Source organism: Litoribacter populi (assembly GCF_007483685.1).
In the GTDB taxonomy this organism is placed as follows: Bacteria; Bacteroidota; Bacteroidia; order Cytophagales; family Cyclobacteriaceae; genus Litoribacter; species Litoribacter populi.
This window is the reverse complement of the sequence record NZ_VMKN01000001.1, coordinates 1,977,584-1,995,549: the sequence shown is the minus strand read 5'-3', so window position 1 is coordinate 1,995,549 and position 17,966 is coordinate 1,977,584. Positions and strand designations below refer to the sequence as shown.

General features: G+C 41.5%; 15 protein-coding genes. 8 read left to right on the top strand and 7 right to left on the bottom strand.

Annotated features, from left to right (window positions below; genetic code table 11):
• Position 1: 1 nt before the first annotated feature.
• The 7 genes from FPL27_RS08770 to FPL27_RS08740 all read right to left on the bottom strand — a co-directional run bounded on the left by FPL27_RS08770 (position 2) and on the right by FPL27_RS08740 (position 9,102).
• Entirely contained in the window at positions 2-1,327 is a 1,326-nt protein-coding gene (locus FPL27_RS08770) for a DEAD/DEAH box helicase (protein ID WP_143960735.1), read from the bottom strand.
• Positions 1,328-1,470: 143 nt separating this feature from the next.
• Complete coding sequence (locus tag FPL27_RS08765; protein ID WP_235893401.1) at positions 1,471-2,394, bottom strand: DUF4625 domain-containing protein; 924 nt, start codon at positions 2,392-2,394, stop codon at positions 1,471-1,473.
• Positions 2,395-2,509: 115 nt separating this feature from the next.
• On the bottom strand, positions 2,510-4,879 hold the full coding sequence (locus tag FPL27_RS08760; protein WP_235893400.1) for a TonB-dependent receptor: 2,370 nt from the start codon (positions 4,877-4,879) through the stop codon (positions 2,510-2,512).
• A gap of 200 nt (positions 4,880-5,079) precedes the next feature.
• Positions 5,080-6,417 (bottom strand): M24 family metallopeptidase, encoded by a 1,338-nt coding sequence (locus tag FPL27_RS08755; protein ID WP_143960734.1) that lies wholly within the window; start codon positions 6,415-6,417, stop codon positions 5,080-5,082.
• A gap of 97 nt (positions 6,418-6,514) precedes the next feature.
• On the bottom strand, positions 6,515-7,219 hold the full coding sequence (locus tag FPL27_RS08750; RefSeq protein ID WP_143960733.1) for a CDC27 family protein: 705 nt from the start codon (positions 7,217-7,219) through the stop codon (positions 6,515-6,517).
• 6 nt (positions 7,220-7,225) lie between these two features.
• Complete coding sequence (locus FPL27_RS08745; RefSeq protein ID WP_143960732.1) at positions 7,226-8,644, bottom strand: CCA tRNA nucleotidyltransferase; 1,419 nt, start codon at positions 8,642-8,644, stop codon at positions 7,226-7,228.
• Positions 8,644-9,102 carry a hypothetical protein gene (locus FPL27_RS08740; protein ID WP_143960731.1) on the bottom strand — a complete coding sequence of 153 codons (459 nt, stop codon included), beginning with the start codon at positions 9,100-9,102 and terminating at the stop codon, positions 8,644-8,646. Before FPL27_RS08740 ends, FPL27_RS08745 begins: the two co-directional genes overlap by 1 nt.
• Before the next feature lie 276 nt (positions 9,103-9,378).
• Between FPL27_RS08740 and FPL27_RS08735 the strand changes: the two genes are divergently transcribed.
• The 8 genes from FPL27_RS08735 (at position 9,379) to lepB (ending at position 17,923) form a co-directional block, all read left to right on the top strand.
• A complete protein-coding gene (locus tag FPL27_RS08735; protein WP_143960730.1) occupies positions 9,379-10,998 on the top strand; it encodes a CTP synthase in 1,620 nt (539 codons plus the stop codon).
• A gap of 48 nt (positions 10,999-11,046) precedes the next feature.
• Positions 11,047-12,852, top strand: coding sequence for a membrane protein insertase YidC (yidC, locus tag FPL27_RS08730; protein WP_143960729.1), 1,806 nt, complete (start codon positions 11,047-11,049; stop codon positions 12,850-12,852).
• Between the two features lie 212 nt (positions 12,853-13,064).
• A complete protein-coding gene (locus tag FPL27_RS08725; RefSeq protein WP_394348492.1) occupies positions 13,065-13,745 on the top strand; it encodes a metal-dependent hydrolase in 681 nt (226 codons plus the stop codon).
• Between the two features lie 9 nt (positions 13,746-13,754).
• Positions 13,755-14,537, top strand: a complete 783-nt coding sequence (locus tag FPL27_RS08720) for a ParA family protein (protein WP_143960727.1) — start codon at positions 13,755-13,757, stop codon at positions 14,535-14,537.
• A 2-nt stretch (positions 14,538-14,539) separates the two neighbouring features.
• Positions 14,540-15,457 (top strand): ParB/RepB/Spo0J family partition protein, encoded by a 918-nt coding sequence (locus FPL27_RS08715; RefSeq protein WP_143960726.1) that lies wholly within the window; start codon positions 14,540-14,542, stop codon positions 15,455-15,457.
• Between the two features lie 28 nt (positions 15,458-15,485).
• Positions 15,486-16,103 carry a DUF5683 domain-containing protein gene (locus FPL27_RS08710; protein WP_221936590.1) on the top strand — a complete coding sequence of 206 codons (618 nt, stop codon included), beginning with the start codon at positions 15,486-15,488 and terminating at the stop codon, positions 16,101-16,103.
• Between the two features lie 4 nt (positions 16,104-16,107).
• Positions 16,108-16,830 carry a 4-hydroxy-tetrahydrodipicolinate reductase gene (gene dapB, locus FPL27_RS08705; protein ID WP_143960725.1) on the top strand — a complete coding sequence of 241 codons (723 nt, stop codon included), beginning with the start codon at positions 16,108-16,110 and terminating at the stop codon, positions 16,828-16,830.
• A gap of 10 nt (positions 16,831-16,840) precedes the next feature.
• Positions 16,841-17,923 (top strand): signal peptidase I, encoded by a 1,083-nt coding sequence (gene lepB / locus FPL27_RS08700; RefSeq protein WP_143960724.1) that lies wholly within the window; start codon positions 16,841-16,843, stop codon positions 17,921-17,923.
• Positions 17,924-17,966 lie beyond the last annotated feature (43 nt).

Genomic DNA, 17,966 nt, shown 5'->3' with positions numbered 1-17,966 from the left:
GCTAATTAGCTTCTTCCATTTTCACTTTCTGTTTTTTAAGCTTTTCATGCTTAACTTTTGCCAATAGCTTGGTGATCTTGTCCCTTTTGACTGAAACATAGGAAGAAAAGTCCAATACGGTAATCAATCCAATATCAACACTGCTGAGTCCTCCCTTTTTGGTCAGTAACCCAAGGATGTCGCCTTTGCTTATCTTGTTTTTCTTCCCTGCGGAGATGTAGACGGAAACAAAATCAGGTGGAGCAGGCAACTCGATATGGTTATCAATGGTGAAGTCTTCGACAGAACCCTCCAAGTAATCAGGCAGCGATTCATCATGGGCCAACACTAGGTATGCCTGACCTTCGGCGTGCATTCTAGCCGTTCTTCCGTTCCGATGAATAAAAGCATCCTCTTTAGGGGGCAATTGATAATGCACCACATGCTTGATTTCAGGAATATCCAAGCCTCTTGCAGCCAGATCTGTGGCCACAAGAACATTGCAGGCCCCTCCCCGGAATTTGATCAGGTTCTTTTCACGGTCTATTTGCTCCATCCCTCCATGAAGAGTACCATGGGCAAAATCATGATCATATAAAAGCAAACTAATCCGCTCTACAGCCTCCCGGTGATTGCAAAAAACCAAGCAAACCTCGTTTTTAAAACCTGCTACCAGTTTCATCAAGGTCTGAGCCTTTTCGATGCTATCCGTATGGACTACTCCCAACTTCAACCTGGAGTAGGCTTCTTGCCTTAAAAAGCTTACAGTCTCAGGATAGGAAAAAGTTAAAAACTCAGGCCATTTGTCCAATCTGGTGGCCGAAGTAAGCAGGTGCTTTTGCTCCCCATTTAAACCCTGGAAAATTGTTTTTAACTGGTCATGAAAACCCAATTGTAGGGATTTGTCAAATTCATCCAGCACCACCATGCTAATCGAATCTGTTTTGAATGACCCCCGAATAACATGATCTTGGAGCCTGCCAGGGGTACCGATTACAACAGCAGGATTTTCTTGAAGGCTGTTTTGCTCAATCTTAAAACCATGCCCTCCATAGCAGCTACTCACTTTGAATGAAGTCTTCATGGAGCGAAAAACCTGTTCAATCTGTAAGGTCAGTTCCCTGGAAGGAACTATGATGAGAGCCTGAATGCCTTTGACATCAGCCTTGAGCTGATAAATCAAGGGGAGAAGAAAAGCAAGTGTTTTGCCTGACCCAGTGGGCGCCAAGAGCATCAGGTTGTATCCGTTATTTGCTTTTTTGATAAAAGCCCCCTGCATTTCATTTAATTTTTCAATGCCGAGATTGTTGAGGTATTGGCTTTGAGCCTCCTGCAAGTTATCTTCCATTCTACAAAGATAATCAGATTCTGAGCGCTTTTACAGGAATTATTGGAAGCCCTTCTAATTTCCATCCGCACTCCCTCCCAGCAGGCACACAAAAAAAAGCCATCCTATCCGGATGGCCTTTATTAACTCATTAACCTTAACCCTTAATGTGCATGAACCTCGTAGGCTCTTCTAGTTACGTTTCCATTGGCATCTTCAGCCCAGATGATGAGTTCGTAGTGATGATCACCAGCTGGTAATACAATTGCATTTTCCCCAGTCAGCACGTCAGCTAAATTTATTGAGGCTCCTGAAGGAAGTGCATCTCCACCGTACCAATTGCCATTGCTGTGTTGTCTCCAAGTAGATTGACCCCACATTTCTTCATACACATCTTCTCCATGACCGTGATCATCGTCATCATCATGCTCATCTTCTTCTACAAGTCTTACCCATAAAAAGGTAATATCAGAACTTAGTTGATGATCCCTTCTGTGAACAGTACCTTGTACAGATAACGCTTCCCCTGGCTCTCCTTCTAACTCATCCCCATCCAAATTGGTGATTTGCATATCAGGAGCATAAGGCCTCTCCAAATAGAAAGTTGAAGAATAATTATTGTTATCAGCATAGCTCGTCACATTACCGTGAATATCGGTAGCGTCGATTCCAAAATGATAAGGACCAGCTAACACCGTTCCATCAATCTCAGAATTTTCACCCTCCCAATAGATATCTGTGTCATGACCATCCTGATTATAAAAAGTGTCTCCATTCAAGTCAATTCTTCTTGAAACCACCAAAGGCTCAAAACCTTGGGCAACTCGACCATGAGTATGGCCATCAAAACCGGAATGCACCTCAATTCTCACTTGCTGAATCCCTGAAGGGTCAGTCACGCTAAATCTAACGTGCATATGATCATTAGTTGCGGCCATTCTTTCACCTTGTCTCGGTCTAATCTCATCACGACCTTCAGCTTTTGAAATTACGGGAGCATCCATATCTCTTGGCATGTCATCATCTGTATCACAGCTGAAAAAAACTACACCTGCCATAGCTGACAATAAAAGGTACTTCTTAATCATAATATTTATATTTTGTAAGTTAGTTGTATTTGCAATCACATTGCAATAATACAGTTCAAATCACTAAAATGCAAGAGTGTTGCATTTAAATTCTCATTAAAAATAGCATCAACGGCTATTTTCTTATCTGAACGGGTATCTTGATACTGAAATTTATATTTCTTCCCTGCTCTGGTAAATTGAGTAGTCTATATCTGCTCAAATGATTAAAATAATAAGTATCGGTAAGGTTTTGTCCGGAAACATTAAACTTAACCAGTTGGCTACCCAACCTTAAATCCATTCCAATTCCAGATTCCAATAACGTGTAACCTTCGGTAACCCTTTCATTTCTATCCACCCTGTCTTGAGTGGCTACATTTCTTACCTCTCCAAACACATAGAAGTTTTCAATTCTTCGACCAATATTCCCTAAGGAATACTCTAGTCTCGAAAGGGCTGAAAACGGTGGAGTCAAAGGTAAAGGAAGCCCAGTATCTAGGTTCTGGTTATAAACGTATTCCAAAGCCGTGGAAAACCGGAGATTCGGCAATATTGCAATCTCTGTCTTCAATTCGGCTCCCAAGAAATAAGCATCATTCTGACGGTATTCCCACATCATACTAGAGGCAGGCAGTGGTGAAAAAAGACCAGTAGGCGCCAGATATATAAACTTATCATAGAAACTGAAATATGGACTTATCCCTACATAAAAGTTCTTCTTTCTATAAGTATAATTTAAATCTATTTGATAGCTCCTCTCGCTTTCTAAATTTGGATTTCCTATTTCATGTCTAAAATTCCCATGATGAATGCCATTGGACGCTAATTCAATGGCAGTGGGTATACGATAACTGGTCCCTAAGTTGACCTTCAGGTTATTGGAATCATTAATGATCCAAGACAAGCCGGTCCCCCCACTGGCGTTATACATAGACCTGTTGATGTCCGGATTTCTTTGATCAAACTCTCCTGTTGCTTCTTGGCGTCTATAGATAGGCTGAAGGTGTTCTTGAATATCATGTACAGCACCATCCACCCTCACTCCTGCATTGAGAATAAGACTGGGACTATAAGTCATTTCGTGAAAGTAAAACACTCCCCCTTGAGTGGTGGTAAATTCAGGTAGCAAAAATTCAAAACCGTCTTTTTGGTTTTTCATATGCTGAAACTGAAAGCCATATATATGCTGGTGGGTTTCCGATCTTGAAGTGTTGTACCTTAAATTAGCAGTGTAAGTATCTAAATTTAGTCCCAAAGCCATAGTGCCAGAGGGAGTGGGCCCTATTCCATGAGTATGGGGAAGAGAGTGTTCCTCTCTGTTGTTTTTCTGATACCCCAAGTCTAATTCAAGCCAATTTTTGCCCAATAGGTATTTGGTATTGGAGATTACTTTTAAATGGGAATTGTTCTGGTTTGGAAGCTCTATATCCTTATGATCTCCTCTATGTTGCAAATTATAAGAATTGGGAATACCTACTGCACCAGGAAATATGCCGGCCAATTGAGAGAATCGACTTACCGTCACTGTGGAATGTCCCCATTCTTTTCTCAAACCTCCGGTAAGACTAAAATGCCTTTCCTTGCCTGCTGTATTTTTCATCCGCCCACCATGAACTGGCAATACAAAACCCGCGTAGGTAAATCTGTCGGTCGGAACACGATAATCATCATAATCCTGCATAGTAAACCTACCCTTGAAGACAAAGTCACTCTCATTCCCCTCTACAGAGACAGTATTGCCCCACATATTATTGTTAGAGCGATAAGTGGACATCACATCTGCATTAATTGTACCCGGGGATGGAAGCGGGGCGGGGGAAATATTGATCACGCCAGCCATACCATCAGATCCATAAATAAGTGAGCCTGGCCCCTTGATTACCTCTACCCTATCCACGTCAAATGGGTCAATTTCTAGACCGTGATCTGCACCCCATTGCTGTCCTTCTTGCTTGATACCACGGTCATTGACCATAATTCGGTTGAAGCTTAAACCACGGATTACTGGCTTACTTATACCCACTCCGGTATTAATGGTCGTGATGCCAGGAAGTTTTTCCAAGGCATTGGCAAAAGTACCTGCATTGTTTTTCTCAAGGTATGCTCTATCCACCACTTCTATGGTTTGGCTGTGTTGCAAAGGGCCGTTCTTAAATGGATTGGCTTCAATAGTCAATTCTTCTAAATTAAAAGTGGACTCCTTAAGGACTATATGGAGATCGTCTATATTTTGATCTCTAATAATTATGGTTTGGGAGGCAGATTGAAAACCCATCATAGTCACATGCAAGTGATAACTACCCTTACGTAAGCGAGACAACTCAAAACCTCCATCGAGATCGGCCATAACTCCCTTTTGAAGTTCATGAACCAGAACTTGAGCAGGTAGTCCCTCACCTTCTTCATTCACCACTGTACCCGAAACGGAAAAAGTAGGCGTCTGACCGAAGGCAGAAATGGCCCCGATAAGTAAAATTTGAAATAATATAAAGAGTGTTTTCAAGCGTACTTAATTATTTGCAACAGTGTTTCAACTACAAAAGTATACATTTCAGTTCCATGAATCAATGTTGATTTTCAAAGTGCAGAAAAACTTATTTAAATGGGAGGCAATGACAGTTGAATGGAAAAGATAAGGCAAAACTTTGAAGTTTTGCCTTATCTTTTCCATGAAAATGCCTAAACGGCTTTCCTAAAATTATATCAATTATTCACATTGGAATTCCCTTGCGCTGGAATTAAAATAAGATCTTCTTGAGGTTCAATAAGGTATTCGGCACCATCTGCTGTCACTACTGCCATTTCCTCGACTGACATTGTCTTTTCATTTCCATCAGGTAATTTCCAAGTATAAAATCCATCAAAGGCGAAGGTCATCCCTTCTTTAAGTTCCTTCAGTGATGAAGGGCGTGGCTCGTCCAATTGGGCACCTCCAAGGTTTGGACCCACATCATGGGCAACAAAACCTACTGGGTGTCCTGTGCTCCACATAACATACTCAGAACCTTTTTCTTTCATGAAATCGCGCTGAGCTTTATCTACTTCAAAACCCGTAGTCCCAGGCTTCATAGCTGCCAGAGCTATCCTTGAACCCTGCTTACTGTTTTCCCAATATTGCTGAACGGAGTCCGGTGCCGTGGTCTCTCCTTCTCTCAACACATAAGCAAATCTTTGGATATCGGTAACCCACATATCATGTACTTTGATACCAAAATCAATCTGGATCACATCACCGGGCAAGATTACTTTATCCGTGGCATGGGAATGGCCCCGGTCAGGGCCAGAATTCACATTTGGGTTTTGATCGGGATGCCAGCCATCCTTAAAACCATACTCAGCGATCTTATTCTTCAAAAACTTGGCAATATCAGCATCAGTACTTTTACCAGGAACCACTTGTTTATAAGCTTCAACCTGCCAGTCTGCAGTAATCTGGGCAGCCTTTCTCATAATTTCAACCTCTTCCGGCAATTTGATGCTAAGCCACTCATAAATCAAGCCGTCAGAAGAAACCAGCTTTTCTGACATTTCTCCCAAAGCATCCTCAAAAGCAAGCCGCTGGGTGTAGCTCAGCCCGTCCGCCATTTCATTATCTTTGGAGCTATTCACTGCAATAGAATTGAAATTTTTGTCGGAAATATATTTTGCTGCCGCAGATATGGCCGACTCGGTTCGACCAACGGGAATTACTTCATCGTGTATTTTAAGATCGGAAAGAGCTGTAGCCTCTCCTATTGGTGAAAAAACTTTGGAAATAACATTAATTCCATCCAAATAAAACAAGAAAACGGCAGTGCCACCGGCATTCTCCCCTCCTACATGTGGGGCTATCGGATCATTGTTATTTTCCCTGCAGACCACCGCCCAAGCATCTATCTCTGCGGCAATCATTGCCTGTGGTAGTAGTTCTGCAAGGCGCTTTTTTCTGATTTCTGGCCAGGGGTTTTCTCCTTTAAATGGGTTGTCTTTACCTTGGGCCCACGTGATCTGGCTCATTGTAATTGACAAGATAAAACAAAGGGCAAATTTCAAAAGTCTCATATGGTGATTTTTAGCATCCTCTAAAATAGTTTAAAAACAGGCAATAAAAAAAGGAGCTTAAAAGCCCCTTAAAAATTTTAGCTGATTATTATTACATTTAGTCTAACTCAGCAATATTTTCTTTTGCAACCTCAAATTCTGGTGCGAATGTCAAGGCTTGGTTAAAAGCTTCCTTTGCTTCAGAACTACTTCCTTTATCCTTATAGATCAAGCCTTTCAAGTTATAAGCGGCGGCTTTCATTGATATCTCCTGCTGAGAATTATCTTTAGTCGGGAAAGCAAGCTTCTCTTCATCAGCCTTTTTGTTTTTGGACAACATGTTAAGAGAATTCAATGCCTCATCGTACTTTTTCAAGCTATATTGAAGATTAGCTGCTTTGTAGAGACTAAATATATCATCCGATAGCAAGTATAAAGATTCAAAATGCCCCAATGCTCTATCCAATGCCCCTAATTGCTCAAGTGAATATGCGGCAATTTCCAAAGCAGCCACATTTTTGCTGTTCGCTTCTATGATATCCATAGCCACTAAGGCAGCTGATGCATATTGGTCCATTTCAAAATACATGGTGGCCAACATCTCTGCATAACGAGCATTATTTGGGTTTCTGGCGATCAAATCATAGAGTTTGGATTTAGCCACATCTACGTCATTGTACCTCAAAGCCATCTGATAGATTCTTTGATCAGTTTCATTTTTCACCTTATTGGTGTCAGTTGGTTCAGGTTGTTGTTCCTGGGCAAAAAGGTTGGCGCTGCAAAGGGCCAGTACTAAGGTTAAGATTCTAAACTTCTGGTTCATACTCATTTATCTGTTAATATTCAATCCTTTTTGGGCGGCTAATCTATACATTAACTCCAAAGCTTCTTCTTTATTGTTTTGAATTTCGCCCTCCAATATAGCTTCTTTTATTTCTTCTTTTAACTCTCCGACCATTTTTGATGGCTTTAAATCAAAAATTTCCATAATTTCCTCCCCGGAAATCGGCGGCTGGAAGTTCCTGACATGGTCATGTTCTTCTACAGCTTGCATTTTTTCTTCTACTTTATCAAAATTGGCCAAGAATCGCTTCACCTTATTATTATTTTTGGAAGTAACATCGGCCCGACACAACATCATCAAATCTTCAATATCATCTCCAGCATCAAATAGCAATCTTCTAATTGCGGCATCCGTAACCCGATCATTTACCAAAGCAATTGGTCTTAGGTGAAGCCTTACGAGCTTTTGCACATATTTCATCCGGTCGTCCATCGGCAACTTCAACCTTCTGAAAATTCCGGGAGTCATCCTTGCTCCCTTATCTTCATGTCCATGAAAGGTCCAGCCTACTTTTTTATTGAAACGTTTGGTCGCTGGCTTAGCTATATCATGCATGATAGCGGCCCAACGTAGCCAAAGATCATTTGACATGCCGGAAACATTGTCCAAAACCTGCAGAGTATGGTAAAAATTATCTTTGTGCGACTTGTCCCCTACCGAGTCCACACCTTGAAGGTCTACCATTTCTGGGAAAAACTGGTGCAGCAGTTTGCTCACAAACAAAAGTTTGAAGCCATAGGAAGGGGTGTCGGAAAGGATGATTTTATTTAGTTCTTCAATAATTCTTTCACCAGAAATAATTTGTAGCCTTTCGGCATTTTCCACGATACCGTCAAAGGTGTCAGGCTCAATATCAAACTTGAGTTGAGTTGCAAACCGCATCGCCCTCATCATCCTCAAAGGGTCATCTGAGAATGTAATGTTAGGCTCAGCAGGTGTACGGATCAATTTTCTCTTGAGATCTTTGACACCATCAAAAGGATCAATAAGGTCACCAAAATCCTCCCTATTGACACTTATGGCCATGGCATTAATGGTAAAATCACGACGATCTTGGTCTTCTTTCAAAGTTCCATCTTCTACTAGTGGGTTTCTGGAATCGGATCTGTAAGACTCCTTTCTGGCACCTACAAATTCCACTTCCCATTCTCCCAGTTTGATCTGGGCGGTTCCGTAAGTTTTGAACACAGAAACCGGAACATGGAAGTCGAGGCTTTCAGCGACTTTTTGTGCCAGCTGAATACCGCTGCCTACACACACAATATCGATGTCTTTACTTTCCCTTTTCAAAATCAGGTCACGCACATATCCCCCTACCACATAGGTATCCAATTGGAGCTGATCGGCACATTCCCCAACTTTTCTAAAAATATCTACTTGCTCTAATTGCTCCTTGAAATTCATTAACCCAAAATTTTCACATCACCTTCCGGTCCCAAAAACATCTCCTTATTAGCCATTATAAAGTTTTCATCCACCACTACATCAGGAGCAGCTGAGGATTTTTGAAAAATAACTGGCTTTCCTATTGCGAACAAAACTTTACTCCAAACCCCTTCTCGGATCATCCAAAATTTCACCTTTCCACTTACAAGCGGACCGTTTATAACCACCCTGTTTACAGGAGAGTGAAATATCACAGGTTTGGTGGTAAATTCAACAATATCCAAGGAAATCTCGGAAAATTGCTCTGTTAAGGAACGGATCTGAAACAAGTCGAATAATAAGTAAACCCCTTGGGAATCATCAGTTTTACTATCCCAGCTTTCCTGGGTAATAAGATCAAACTTCATCCCTGATTTCTCCTGAATACTAACCCTGCCTTTGGACTTTATGGTGTCGGTAATTTTCTTGATATCCACTTTATGATTATAGGTTCAATTTTCTACAAATCCTTTGATACCCCAAAAGTATAACAGAAATTCGAATAACATTAGAAAATGCGTGGCCGAGTTTGGAAAAGGGCCACAATCATCGTTCGCACACAAGAACTTTTTAAACTGTTTTAAGGAAAACTTGAATTAATATCAGAAGTGTGCAGGGTTCAGAACTTTAATTTCACAAACATCAGGAATCTCTGAAAATTTACTTAATTTTGCATCCCATAGAGTTCAAAACAAAATTTCATTTCAGCTTCTATGGCCTCAAATACCAAGTACATTTTCATTACAGGGGGAGTAACTTCATCATTAGGCAAAGGCATTATTGCCGCTTCACTTGCCAAACTGCTTCAATCCCGCGGCTTCTCCGTGACTATCCAAAAATTTGACCCTTATCTAAATATTGATCCAGGAACGCTGAATCCCTATGAACATGGGGAATGTTATGTAACTGATGATGGGGCAGAAACAGACTTGGATTTGGGTCATTATGAACGTTTTCTAAATACTCCAACCTCCCAAAGCAACAACATCACCACCGGTCGTATTTATAACAATGTGATCACCAAGGAGAGAAAAGGAGAGTTTCTGGGAAAAACAGTTCAGGTCATTCCACATATCACTGATGAGATTAAAACGAATTTCTACAAACTTGGAGAAGACGGCAAGTATGATGTAGTGATTACTGAAATTGGAGGCTGCGTGGGTGACATTGAATCGTTGCCGTTTATTGAGGCCGTAAGACAGGCGAAATGGGACCTAGGTCCCAACAATTTCCTTGTAGTTCACCTTACTTTAATCCCATACCTAGCTGCCGCCAAGGAACTCAAGACGAAGCCAACCCAGCACTCAGTAAAACAATTGCTTGAGGCAGGTATTCAGCCAGATATTTTGGTTTGCCGCTCCGAACACCATTTGCCACAAGAAGTGAAGAAGAAGCTTTCTCTTTTCTGCAACGTACAGCTCAACTGTGTAATCGAGGCACTAGATGCAGAAACCATCTATGACGTACCGCTACTAATGAAAAAAGAAAAGCTTGATGAGCGTGTAATGTCAAAATTAAAACTGCGCACGAATACTAACACAGAGCTTGAACATTGGAAAGATTTTCTAGGCAGGTTGAAAAACCCCACCTCTGAAATCAACATTGGCTTGGTTGGGAAATATGTTAGTCTTCCTGATGCCTACAAATCTATAATTGAAAGTTTTATCCATGCTGGTGCGGCAGCTGAGTGTAAAGTCAATCTCAAGCTGATTAGCTCTGAGGAAATCGACTCTGAAAATGCCCCTAGGAAGTTTGAGGAACTTGATGGAATCTTAGTTGCTCCAGGTTTTGGTGAGAGAGGCCTTGATGGTAAGGTAGAAACTGTTAAATTTGCGCGGACAAATGCAATTCCTTTTCTTGGAATTTGTTTGGGAATGCAAGTGGCCGTGATTGAATTTGCACGTAATGTACTGAATCTCAAGGGAGCCAACAGTACTGAAATGGACCCAAATACAGAGCATCCGGTAATAGCGCTGATGGAAGAACAAAAGAACATCGAGCAAATGGGCGGAACCATGAGACTCGGGTCTTATCCTTGTGAGCTGAAAAAAGGCACAAAGTCCAGTGCCGCCTACGGGAAAACAAAAATTAACGAAAGACACCGCCACAGATATGAGTTTAACAACCAGTATCTGGAGCAATTTGAGAAAAACGGAATGATTGCCACCGGAATTAACCCCGAAACCAATCTAGTGGAAATCGTAGAGATTAAAGACCACCCATGGTTTGTAGCCTCACAGTTTCACCCCGAATATAAAAGTACCGTGCTGAACCCTCATCCTTTATTCGTAAGGTTTGTAAGAGCAGCGATTGAGAATAAAACTAAAAATTAACGTTAGTTCGGAGCCATTTTAAAAATGGGCTCTTCTAAAAAGTAAAGTATGGACAGAAATCAAGCGACAGGGTTAATCCTATTCGCAGCAGTTATTCTGGTATATTCGATGTTCTTTGCCAAGGGACCAGAACTTCCGGAAGCGACAGAAACTCCCGCTCAGACGGAGGTGGTGGACTCCACCCAACCAGAACAACAAAGTTCACCTCAAGCTGTAACTCAGCCTACTGACAGCTTGATACAAGCACAAAATCAGGCCCAATTTGGAGATTTTGCAGCATTGGCTAGCGGAACCGAGGAGTCTTTGGTGGTGGAAAATGAAGTGATAAGAATAACTTTCTCTAACAAAGGAGGAGAGATCCGAGAAGTTGAGTTGAAAAACTTCAAAACTTGGGATCAGCGACCTTTGGTATTGGTTGATGAGGAATCTTATTCCCTCGAGTATCAGGTACAAACCGCAAAAGGACCAATTAGCTTGAATAACATTTTCTTTGATGTTCAAACTAGAAATGTGGCCGAAGCTGAAGCTCCTGGTCAAGAAGTGGTTTTTACTGCTCAGACTCCATCCGGTACTTTATCTAGAACCTATTTTCTACCAAATGAAAGTTATGTCCTTAATCAACATTTAAATCTTTCTGCTGGAGCTACCCTGCTTACGGATAGAAACATTACCATCAATTGGGAAGGCCAGTTGAAAAAGCATGAAGCTGACATTGAGGAGTCACGTAGAAAGACCTACATGAACTTCTTCACTGCTGACGAAAGCTATGATTACTTGAGCGCGTCTTCATCTTCAGATGCTGAGCAAGTAAGAAATCCATTGAAGTGGGTGGCGTTCAAGCAGCGGTTTTTCACATCCAGTATCATAGCCGGTGATCAATTCCTAGATGGCAATTTAGCTCAAGAGACGCCTACCGATACCATGTCGGTAAAAAACATGTCTGCCTCCTTGACCTTTAATCTAGATCAAAACGGCTCCGATATCTCCTATTTCTTTGGACCAAACAACTACAACCTATTAAGGAAAATCGCTCCTGGCTTCGATAAAAATGTCGAAATGGGCTATTGGTTTGTAAGCTGGGTCAACAAATACATCATTGTAAACCTTTTTCACTTCTTGGAAAGGTTCTTTACCAACTATGGTGTAATCATTATCTTGATCGTATTCATTATTAAGTTATTCCTCTTCCCGCTTACCTACAAATCATATGTCGGCATGGCCAAAATGAGGGTCATCAAGCCTGAAATTGATGAGTTAAAGGAAAAATACAAAGATGATCCGACCAAGCAGCAGCAAGAGCAGATGAAGCTATTTGGTCAGCTTGGAGTAAGCCCAATTAGCGGCTGTCTTCCGATGTTGTTGCAGATGCCATTCCTGTTTGCCATGTTCTTCTTTTTCCCAAACTCTATTGAGTTGAGACAGGAGAGCTTCTTGTGGGCGCATGACTTGTCAACTTATGACTCTGTACTTAATTTGCCATTCACTATTCCTTTTTATGGCTCGCACGTTTCTATGTTCACCTTGCTGATGACCATTTCGCAAATTGTCTATACAAGGTTCAACAACCAATTGACCGCTGCACAGGGGCCAATGAAAAACTTGGGCTATATCATGCCGATAGGTTTTATGTTTGTGCTTAACTCCTACCCAGCAGCTTTGAGTTTCTACTACTTTGTTTCAAACATGGTGACCTTTGGTCAGCAATACTTGATCAAAGCTTTTGTGGACGATTCCAAGATCAGAGCTAAAGTAGAAGAGAGCAAAGCCAAAAATGCCAACAAGAAAAAGAGTAAATTTCAAACCAAGCTTGAAGAGGCTATGAAAGCCAGTGAAGCTCAAAAGAAAAAGAAATAATCTTCTAGATAAAAATAATATAGGGGCAAAGATATTTTGCCCTTTTTTTTTTGCTCCTTATTTTATGTAAAATTTATTAGCAAATATGTCGTTAAAAGATTAAATTACTGTTTTGATATATATCCACAACTGCATGTGGATAAGAATCTGTTTTCAGTAAAGATTAAACTTTTATCTTTGTAGAATCTCACTAACCCAAAAATGCTATCATCATGAAACTTCAATACTTTGGACATTCCACATTTTTAATAATTGTTTCAGGTAAGAAAATCCTTTTTGACCCGTTCATTACTCCAAATGAACTGGCCAAGTCCATAGATATCAAGGAAATTGAGGCCGACTACATATTAGTTACCCATGGACATGAGGATCATGTGGCAGATGTGGAAGCCATAGCCAAGAACACTGGGGCCATGGTTGTTTCAAATTTTGAAGTAATAAGTTGGTTTCAAGAAAAAGGGCTAGAGAATGTGCACCCCATGAATCATGGAGGAAGCAAGGCATTTGATTTTGGAAAGGTGAAATATGTAAATGCCATCCACAGTAGCACATTGCCTGATGGTTCCCCTGGAGGAAATCCAGGAGGGTTTGTGATAAGTTCTGAGGAAGGCACTTTCTACTTTGCCGGAGATACAGCACTCACTTATGACATGAAGCTCATCGGTGAAGAGTTTGATTTGGACTTTGCCATTATGCCCATCGGTGACAACTTCACCATGGGGATCAAAGATGCCTGCAAAGCGGCCGACTTTGTAGGTACAAATAAGTTCATAGGCATGCATTATGACACTTTTCCTTACATCAAGATTGATGAGCAGGATGCAAAAAAAACAGCTGAAGAAGCTGGAAAAGAATTGATAATGCTTAATATTGGAGAAATAATCACCCTTTGATCGCATAGAATGGGAAAAATTATTGCTATTGCAAACCAGAAAGGTGGAGTAGGTAAAACTACTACAGCTATGAATCTCGCGGCAAGTTTGGCCGTATTAGAGTACAAGACCCTAGTCATCGATGCTGATCCTCAGGCCAACACCACTTCCGGTCTTGGCCAAGATCCCAAAGAAATCGAAACTAGTATTTACGAATGCATGGTGGATGGCATCGAGATCGACACCATTATCATCAAGACCGAGATGGACAACCTCGACCTTGTACCTTCCCATATCGACTTAGTCGGTGCCGAGGTGGAAATGATCAACTTGGAAGACAGGGAGGAAAAGATGAAAGAGGTTATTGAAAGTATCAAGGACCTATATGATTACATCATCATCGACTGTTCCCCTTCTCTTGGATTGATTACCATTAATGCCCTTACAGCAGCTAATTCAGTCATCATTCCTGTACAGTGTGAATACTTTGCACTGGAAGGGTTAGGCAAATTGCTCAACACCATAAAAATCATCCAGACCAGATTGAACCCGGAATTGGGAATAGAAGGAATTTTATTGACCATGTATGATGTAAGGCTCCGACTTTCCAATCAGGTGGTTGAAGAAGTGAGGATGCACTTCAAGGATATGGTTTTTGAAACGATTATCCCAAGAAACGTGCGTCTGAGTGAATCTCCAAGCTTTGGAGTGCCAGTAGTGGCATTTGATGCCGAGGGTAAAGGCGCTGTGGCCTACCTAAATCTGGCCAGCGAGATCGCAGAGAAAAACAACCTGGTAAAAGTTAACGGATAATTATGGCTAATAATAAACCTATGAAAAAGAAGAGTGCATTGGGCAGAGGTTTAGGTGCATTATTAGAGGACAGTCCCAAAAAAGGTAGGCCCGAGGTATTACCGACGGCAAATCCTTCATCAAGCATCAACGAGATTCCCTTAGAGGAAATACAAGTAAACCCTTTTCAGCCGAGGACTCATTTCGATAAAACAGCCTTGGAAGAGCTTGCCGAATCCATAAGGGTTCAAGGCATAATTCAACCCATTACTGTAAGGAAACTCGCAGACAATGAGTATCAGTTGATTTCAGGTGAGCGACGGTTCCAGGCCTCCAAATTGGCCGGATTGACTAGAGTTCCCGCGTATGTAAGGACAGCCAATGACCAGCAGATGCTGGAAATGGCTTTAATTGAGAATATTCAAAGGGAAAACCTCAACGCCTTGGAAATTGCTCATTCCTATCAGAGATTACTGAGTGAATGCGACCTTAAGCAAGAGCAATTGGGTGACCGTGTGGGAAAAAACAGAACTACGGTTAATAATTACCTACGTTTACTTAAATTGCCGCCGGATATTCAGGCAGGTCTTAGAGATCAAAAAATCAGTATGGGCCATGCCCGTGCGTTGATCAATATTGAAGACATTGACACCCAGTTGTCAATCTTTAAAAAGACAGTCGAGGAAGATTTAAGTGTTAGGAAAGTTGAAGCATTGGTAAAAAGCCTCAATGATGGTCCTGAAGAAAAGGCTGAAAAGAAAGAAAAAGACCTTGATCCTGTCAAAAAGTATGAATTGGGAAAACTGCAGCAAAAATTAGCTTCCCATTTCGGTTCCAAGGTTGCATTAAAGTCAGACAATAAAGATAAAGGTGAGATCAAAATACCGTTTAGATCAACAGAGGACCTTAACCGGATTCTTGAAATTCTTGAAATCATTTAGAGATTTGCAGATTTTTGAAAGTCGTTTGATGGCAAAAAAACTTCAAGCAATAGTTTTATATAAAGCTATTGCTATTTTTGTTTTATCGTTTGGCTTTTCGGAGATTGCAATAGGTCAAGTGGTACAGGACACCACTGCTCAAGGGGTGGTAATGGAAAGTTCCGATGCAGACCGGATCAGACTCACACCTTCCAAGGCTAAAGATCCCCGGACCGCTACGATACTCTCAGCCATACTGCCAGGTGCGGGACAGGTTTATAATGAGAAAATCTGGAAAGTGCCCATTATATATGGGGGAATAACTACTACCGCTTACTTTGTAGAATTTAACAATAGGCGCTATCAGCTTTTCCGTGATGCATTGAGAATTTCCAGAGACCCTAACATTGATCCAAGTCTCAACCCTTTTCCAAACCTTAACGAAGACGGGCTGGTCCGAAACGTGAACTACTGGAGAAGAAACCGGGACTTGAACTATATGATCTTCGTGATCATTTATGCGCTTAACTTAGTGGATGCCCAGGTGGATGCCCACCTATCGGCTTTTGATGTCAGCGATGACCTCAGCTTTGAATTAAAACCAGCATACGAAAACCTCTATGCCGGTTCAGGATTAATTGGATTATCATTTAAAATCAACTTTTAATAAAGTGAATATATTAATACTCGGATATGGGAAGATGGGCAAAATCATTTCTGAAATAGCAGAAGAGAGAGGCCATACCATAGTCGCCAAAATCACCTCAGATAACAGAGAGCAACTTGAAAACCTGGACGCTTCATCCGTAGATGTGGCCATTGAGTTCAGCCAGCCAGAATCGGCGGTAGACAATCTCTCATGGGCTATCAACCATGGCATCCCAGTAGTCTGTGGCACCACCGGTTGGTTAGAGCACAAACATGAAATCGAGCAGTTAACCTTATCCAAAGGGGGCGCTTACTTTTATGCTTCCAATTTTAGCATAGGTGTTAACATCTTCTTTAAAGTAAACAGATATCTGGCAAAACTCATGGATGAGCAGCACGATTACGGGATTCGAATGGAGGAGATACATCATACTGAGAAAAAGGACGCACCTAGCGGGACAGCCATCACCTTGGCTGAAGATATCATCAACAAAATCGACCGTGCAAAGCGTTGGAATTTGGACACCGAATCGGTCGAAAACGGACACAACGTACTAATCAGTGCCAAGCGGATCGACAAAGTTCCAGGCACTCATTCTGTGACCTATTCCTCTGATATAGACGATATTGAGATCAAACACACAGCACATTCACGCAAAGGGTTTGCACTTGGTGCAGTTTTAGTATCCGAATGGATAAAAGACAGAAAAGGAATTTTATCCATGGATGATTTTTTATCCTTTTAAGCGTAAATAGATGAAGACTAAAGAAAAAAAGAAAAAATCCCCTGCCCGTGAGTGGCTGGACGCATTGGTTTTTGCAGTCATTGCGGCCAGTTTGATCAGGTGGTTATTGCTTGAACCGTTTACCATCCCAACCCCTTCCATGGAAAAAAGCCTTTTAGTCGGTGATTTCCTGTTTGTAAGTAAAATGCACTACGGAACCCGGGCACCTAGGACTATTCTCCAAATGCCCCTCACCCACCAGACGATCTGGGGGACCAACATGAAGTCTTATAGCGACGCCGTACAGTTACCTTATTTTAGGCTTCCCGGTTTCACTTCAGTCAAAAGAAATGATGTGGTAGTGTTCAATTATCCGGTGGAGTTTGAACATCCATCAGACCTGCGAACAAACTATATCAAGCGAGCCGTGGGAATGCCGGGAGATGTGATCGAAATTAAAGATACCCAGCTATTTATCAATGGTCAACCTGGGGACAATCCGGAATTGATGCAGTTTTCCTACGAAGTAATGACTGAAAGAAGGTTTGGGTTGGAATTTTTCCAAGATTATGAAATTAATCCAGAAAGCATCATGCCGTTTTCAAATGGCTCTGGCTATTTAGTTTCCACCACTCCCGCGACCGCTGAAAGATTAAGAAAAGTTTCCAGCATTTCTGCCGTACACCTCCGCTCTTATAAAGAAGGCCTAGGTGAGCCTGACATTATGCCAGACGGCTCCTACTATTCTATGAATAGGGATAACTTCGGTCCATTGGAAATCCCAGCAAAAGGCTGGACTATTGACCTGACCGATGAAGACATGGTGAGAAGGTATGCCTTTACCATTGAAAGATTTGAAGGACATAAAAAAATTAGCATCGAAGCGAACAAGGTTTACATTGATGGCCAATTGCAAGAAAGCTATACCTTCAATCAGGATTATTTCTTCATGATGGGTGACAATAGGCATGATTCGGCTGATTCCCGATATTGGGGGTTTGTACCAGAGGATCATATAGTTGGGAAGGCTTGGTTCTTATGGCTATCCTTAGACAAACACCGCAACATGTTTAGCAAAATACGATGGGAAAGATTTTTTAAACCCATACGGTAAAAATAAAATGGCCCGATTCAACTTTGAATCGGGCCATTTTATT

Coding starts and splice junctions, on each gene's coding strand:
- FPL27_RS08750 (WP_143960733.1), bottom strand. CDS start 7,219: ATGAACCAGAAGTTTAGAATCTTAACCTTAGTACTGGCCCTTTGCAGC.
- FPL27_RS08725 (WP_394348492.1), top strand. CDS start 13,065: ATGAAACTTCAATACTTTGGACATTCCACATTTTTAATAATTGTTTCA.
- FPL27_RS08755 (WP_143960734.1), bottom strand. CDS start 6,417: ATGAGACTTTTGAAATTTGCCCTTTGTTTTATCTTGTCAATTACAATG.
- FPL27_RS08765 (WP_235893401.1), bottom strand. CDS start 2,394: ATGATTAAGAAGTACCTTTTATTGTCAGCTATGGCAGGTGTAGTTTTT.
- lepB (WP_143960724.1), top strand. CDS start 16,841: ATGAAGACTAAAGAAAAAAAGAAAAAATCCCCTGCCCGTGAGTGGCTG.
- FPL27_RS08745 (WP_143960732.1), bottom strand. CDS start 8,644: ATGAATTTCAAGGAGCAATTAGAGCAAGTAGATATTTTTAGAAAAGTT.
- FPL27_RS08770 (WP_143960735.1), bottom strand. CDS start 1,327: ATGGAAGATAACTTGCAGGAGGCTCAAAGCCAATACCTCAACAATCTC.
- FPL27_RS08715 (WP_143960726.1), top strand. CDS start 14,540: ATGGCTAATAATAAACCTATGAAAAAGAAGAGTGCATTGGGCAGAGGT.
- FPL27_RS08735 (WP_143960730.1), top strand. CDS start 9,379: ATGGCCTCAAATACCAAGTACATTTTCATTACAGGGGGAGTAACTTCA.
- yidC (WP_143960729.1), top strand. CDS start 11,047: ATGGACAGAAATCAAGCGACAGGGTTAATCCTATTCGCAGCAGTTATT.
- FPL27_RS08720 (WP_143960727.1), top strand. CDS start 13,755: ATGGGAAAAATTATTGCTATTGCAAACCAGAAAGGTGGAGTAGGTAAA.
- FPL27_RS08710 (WP_221936590.1), top strand. CDS start 15,486: ATGGCAAAAAAACTTCAAGCAATAGTTTTATATAAAGCTATTGCTATT.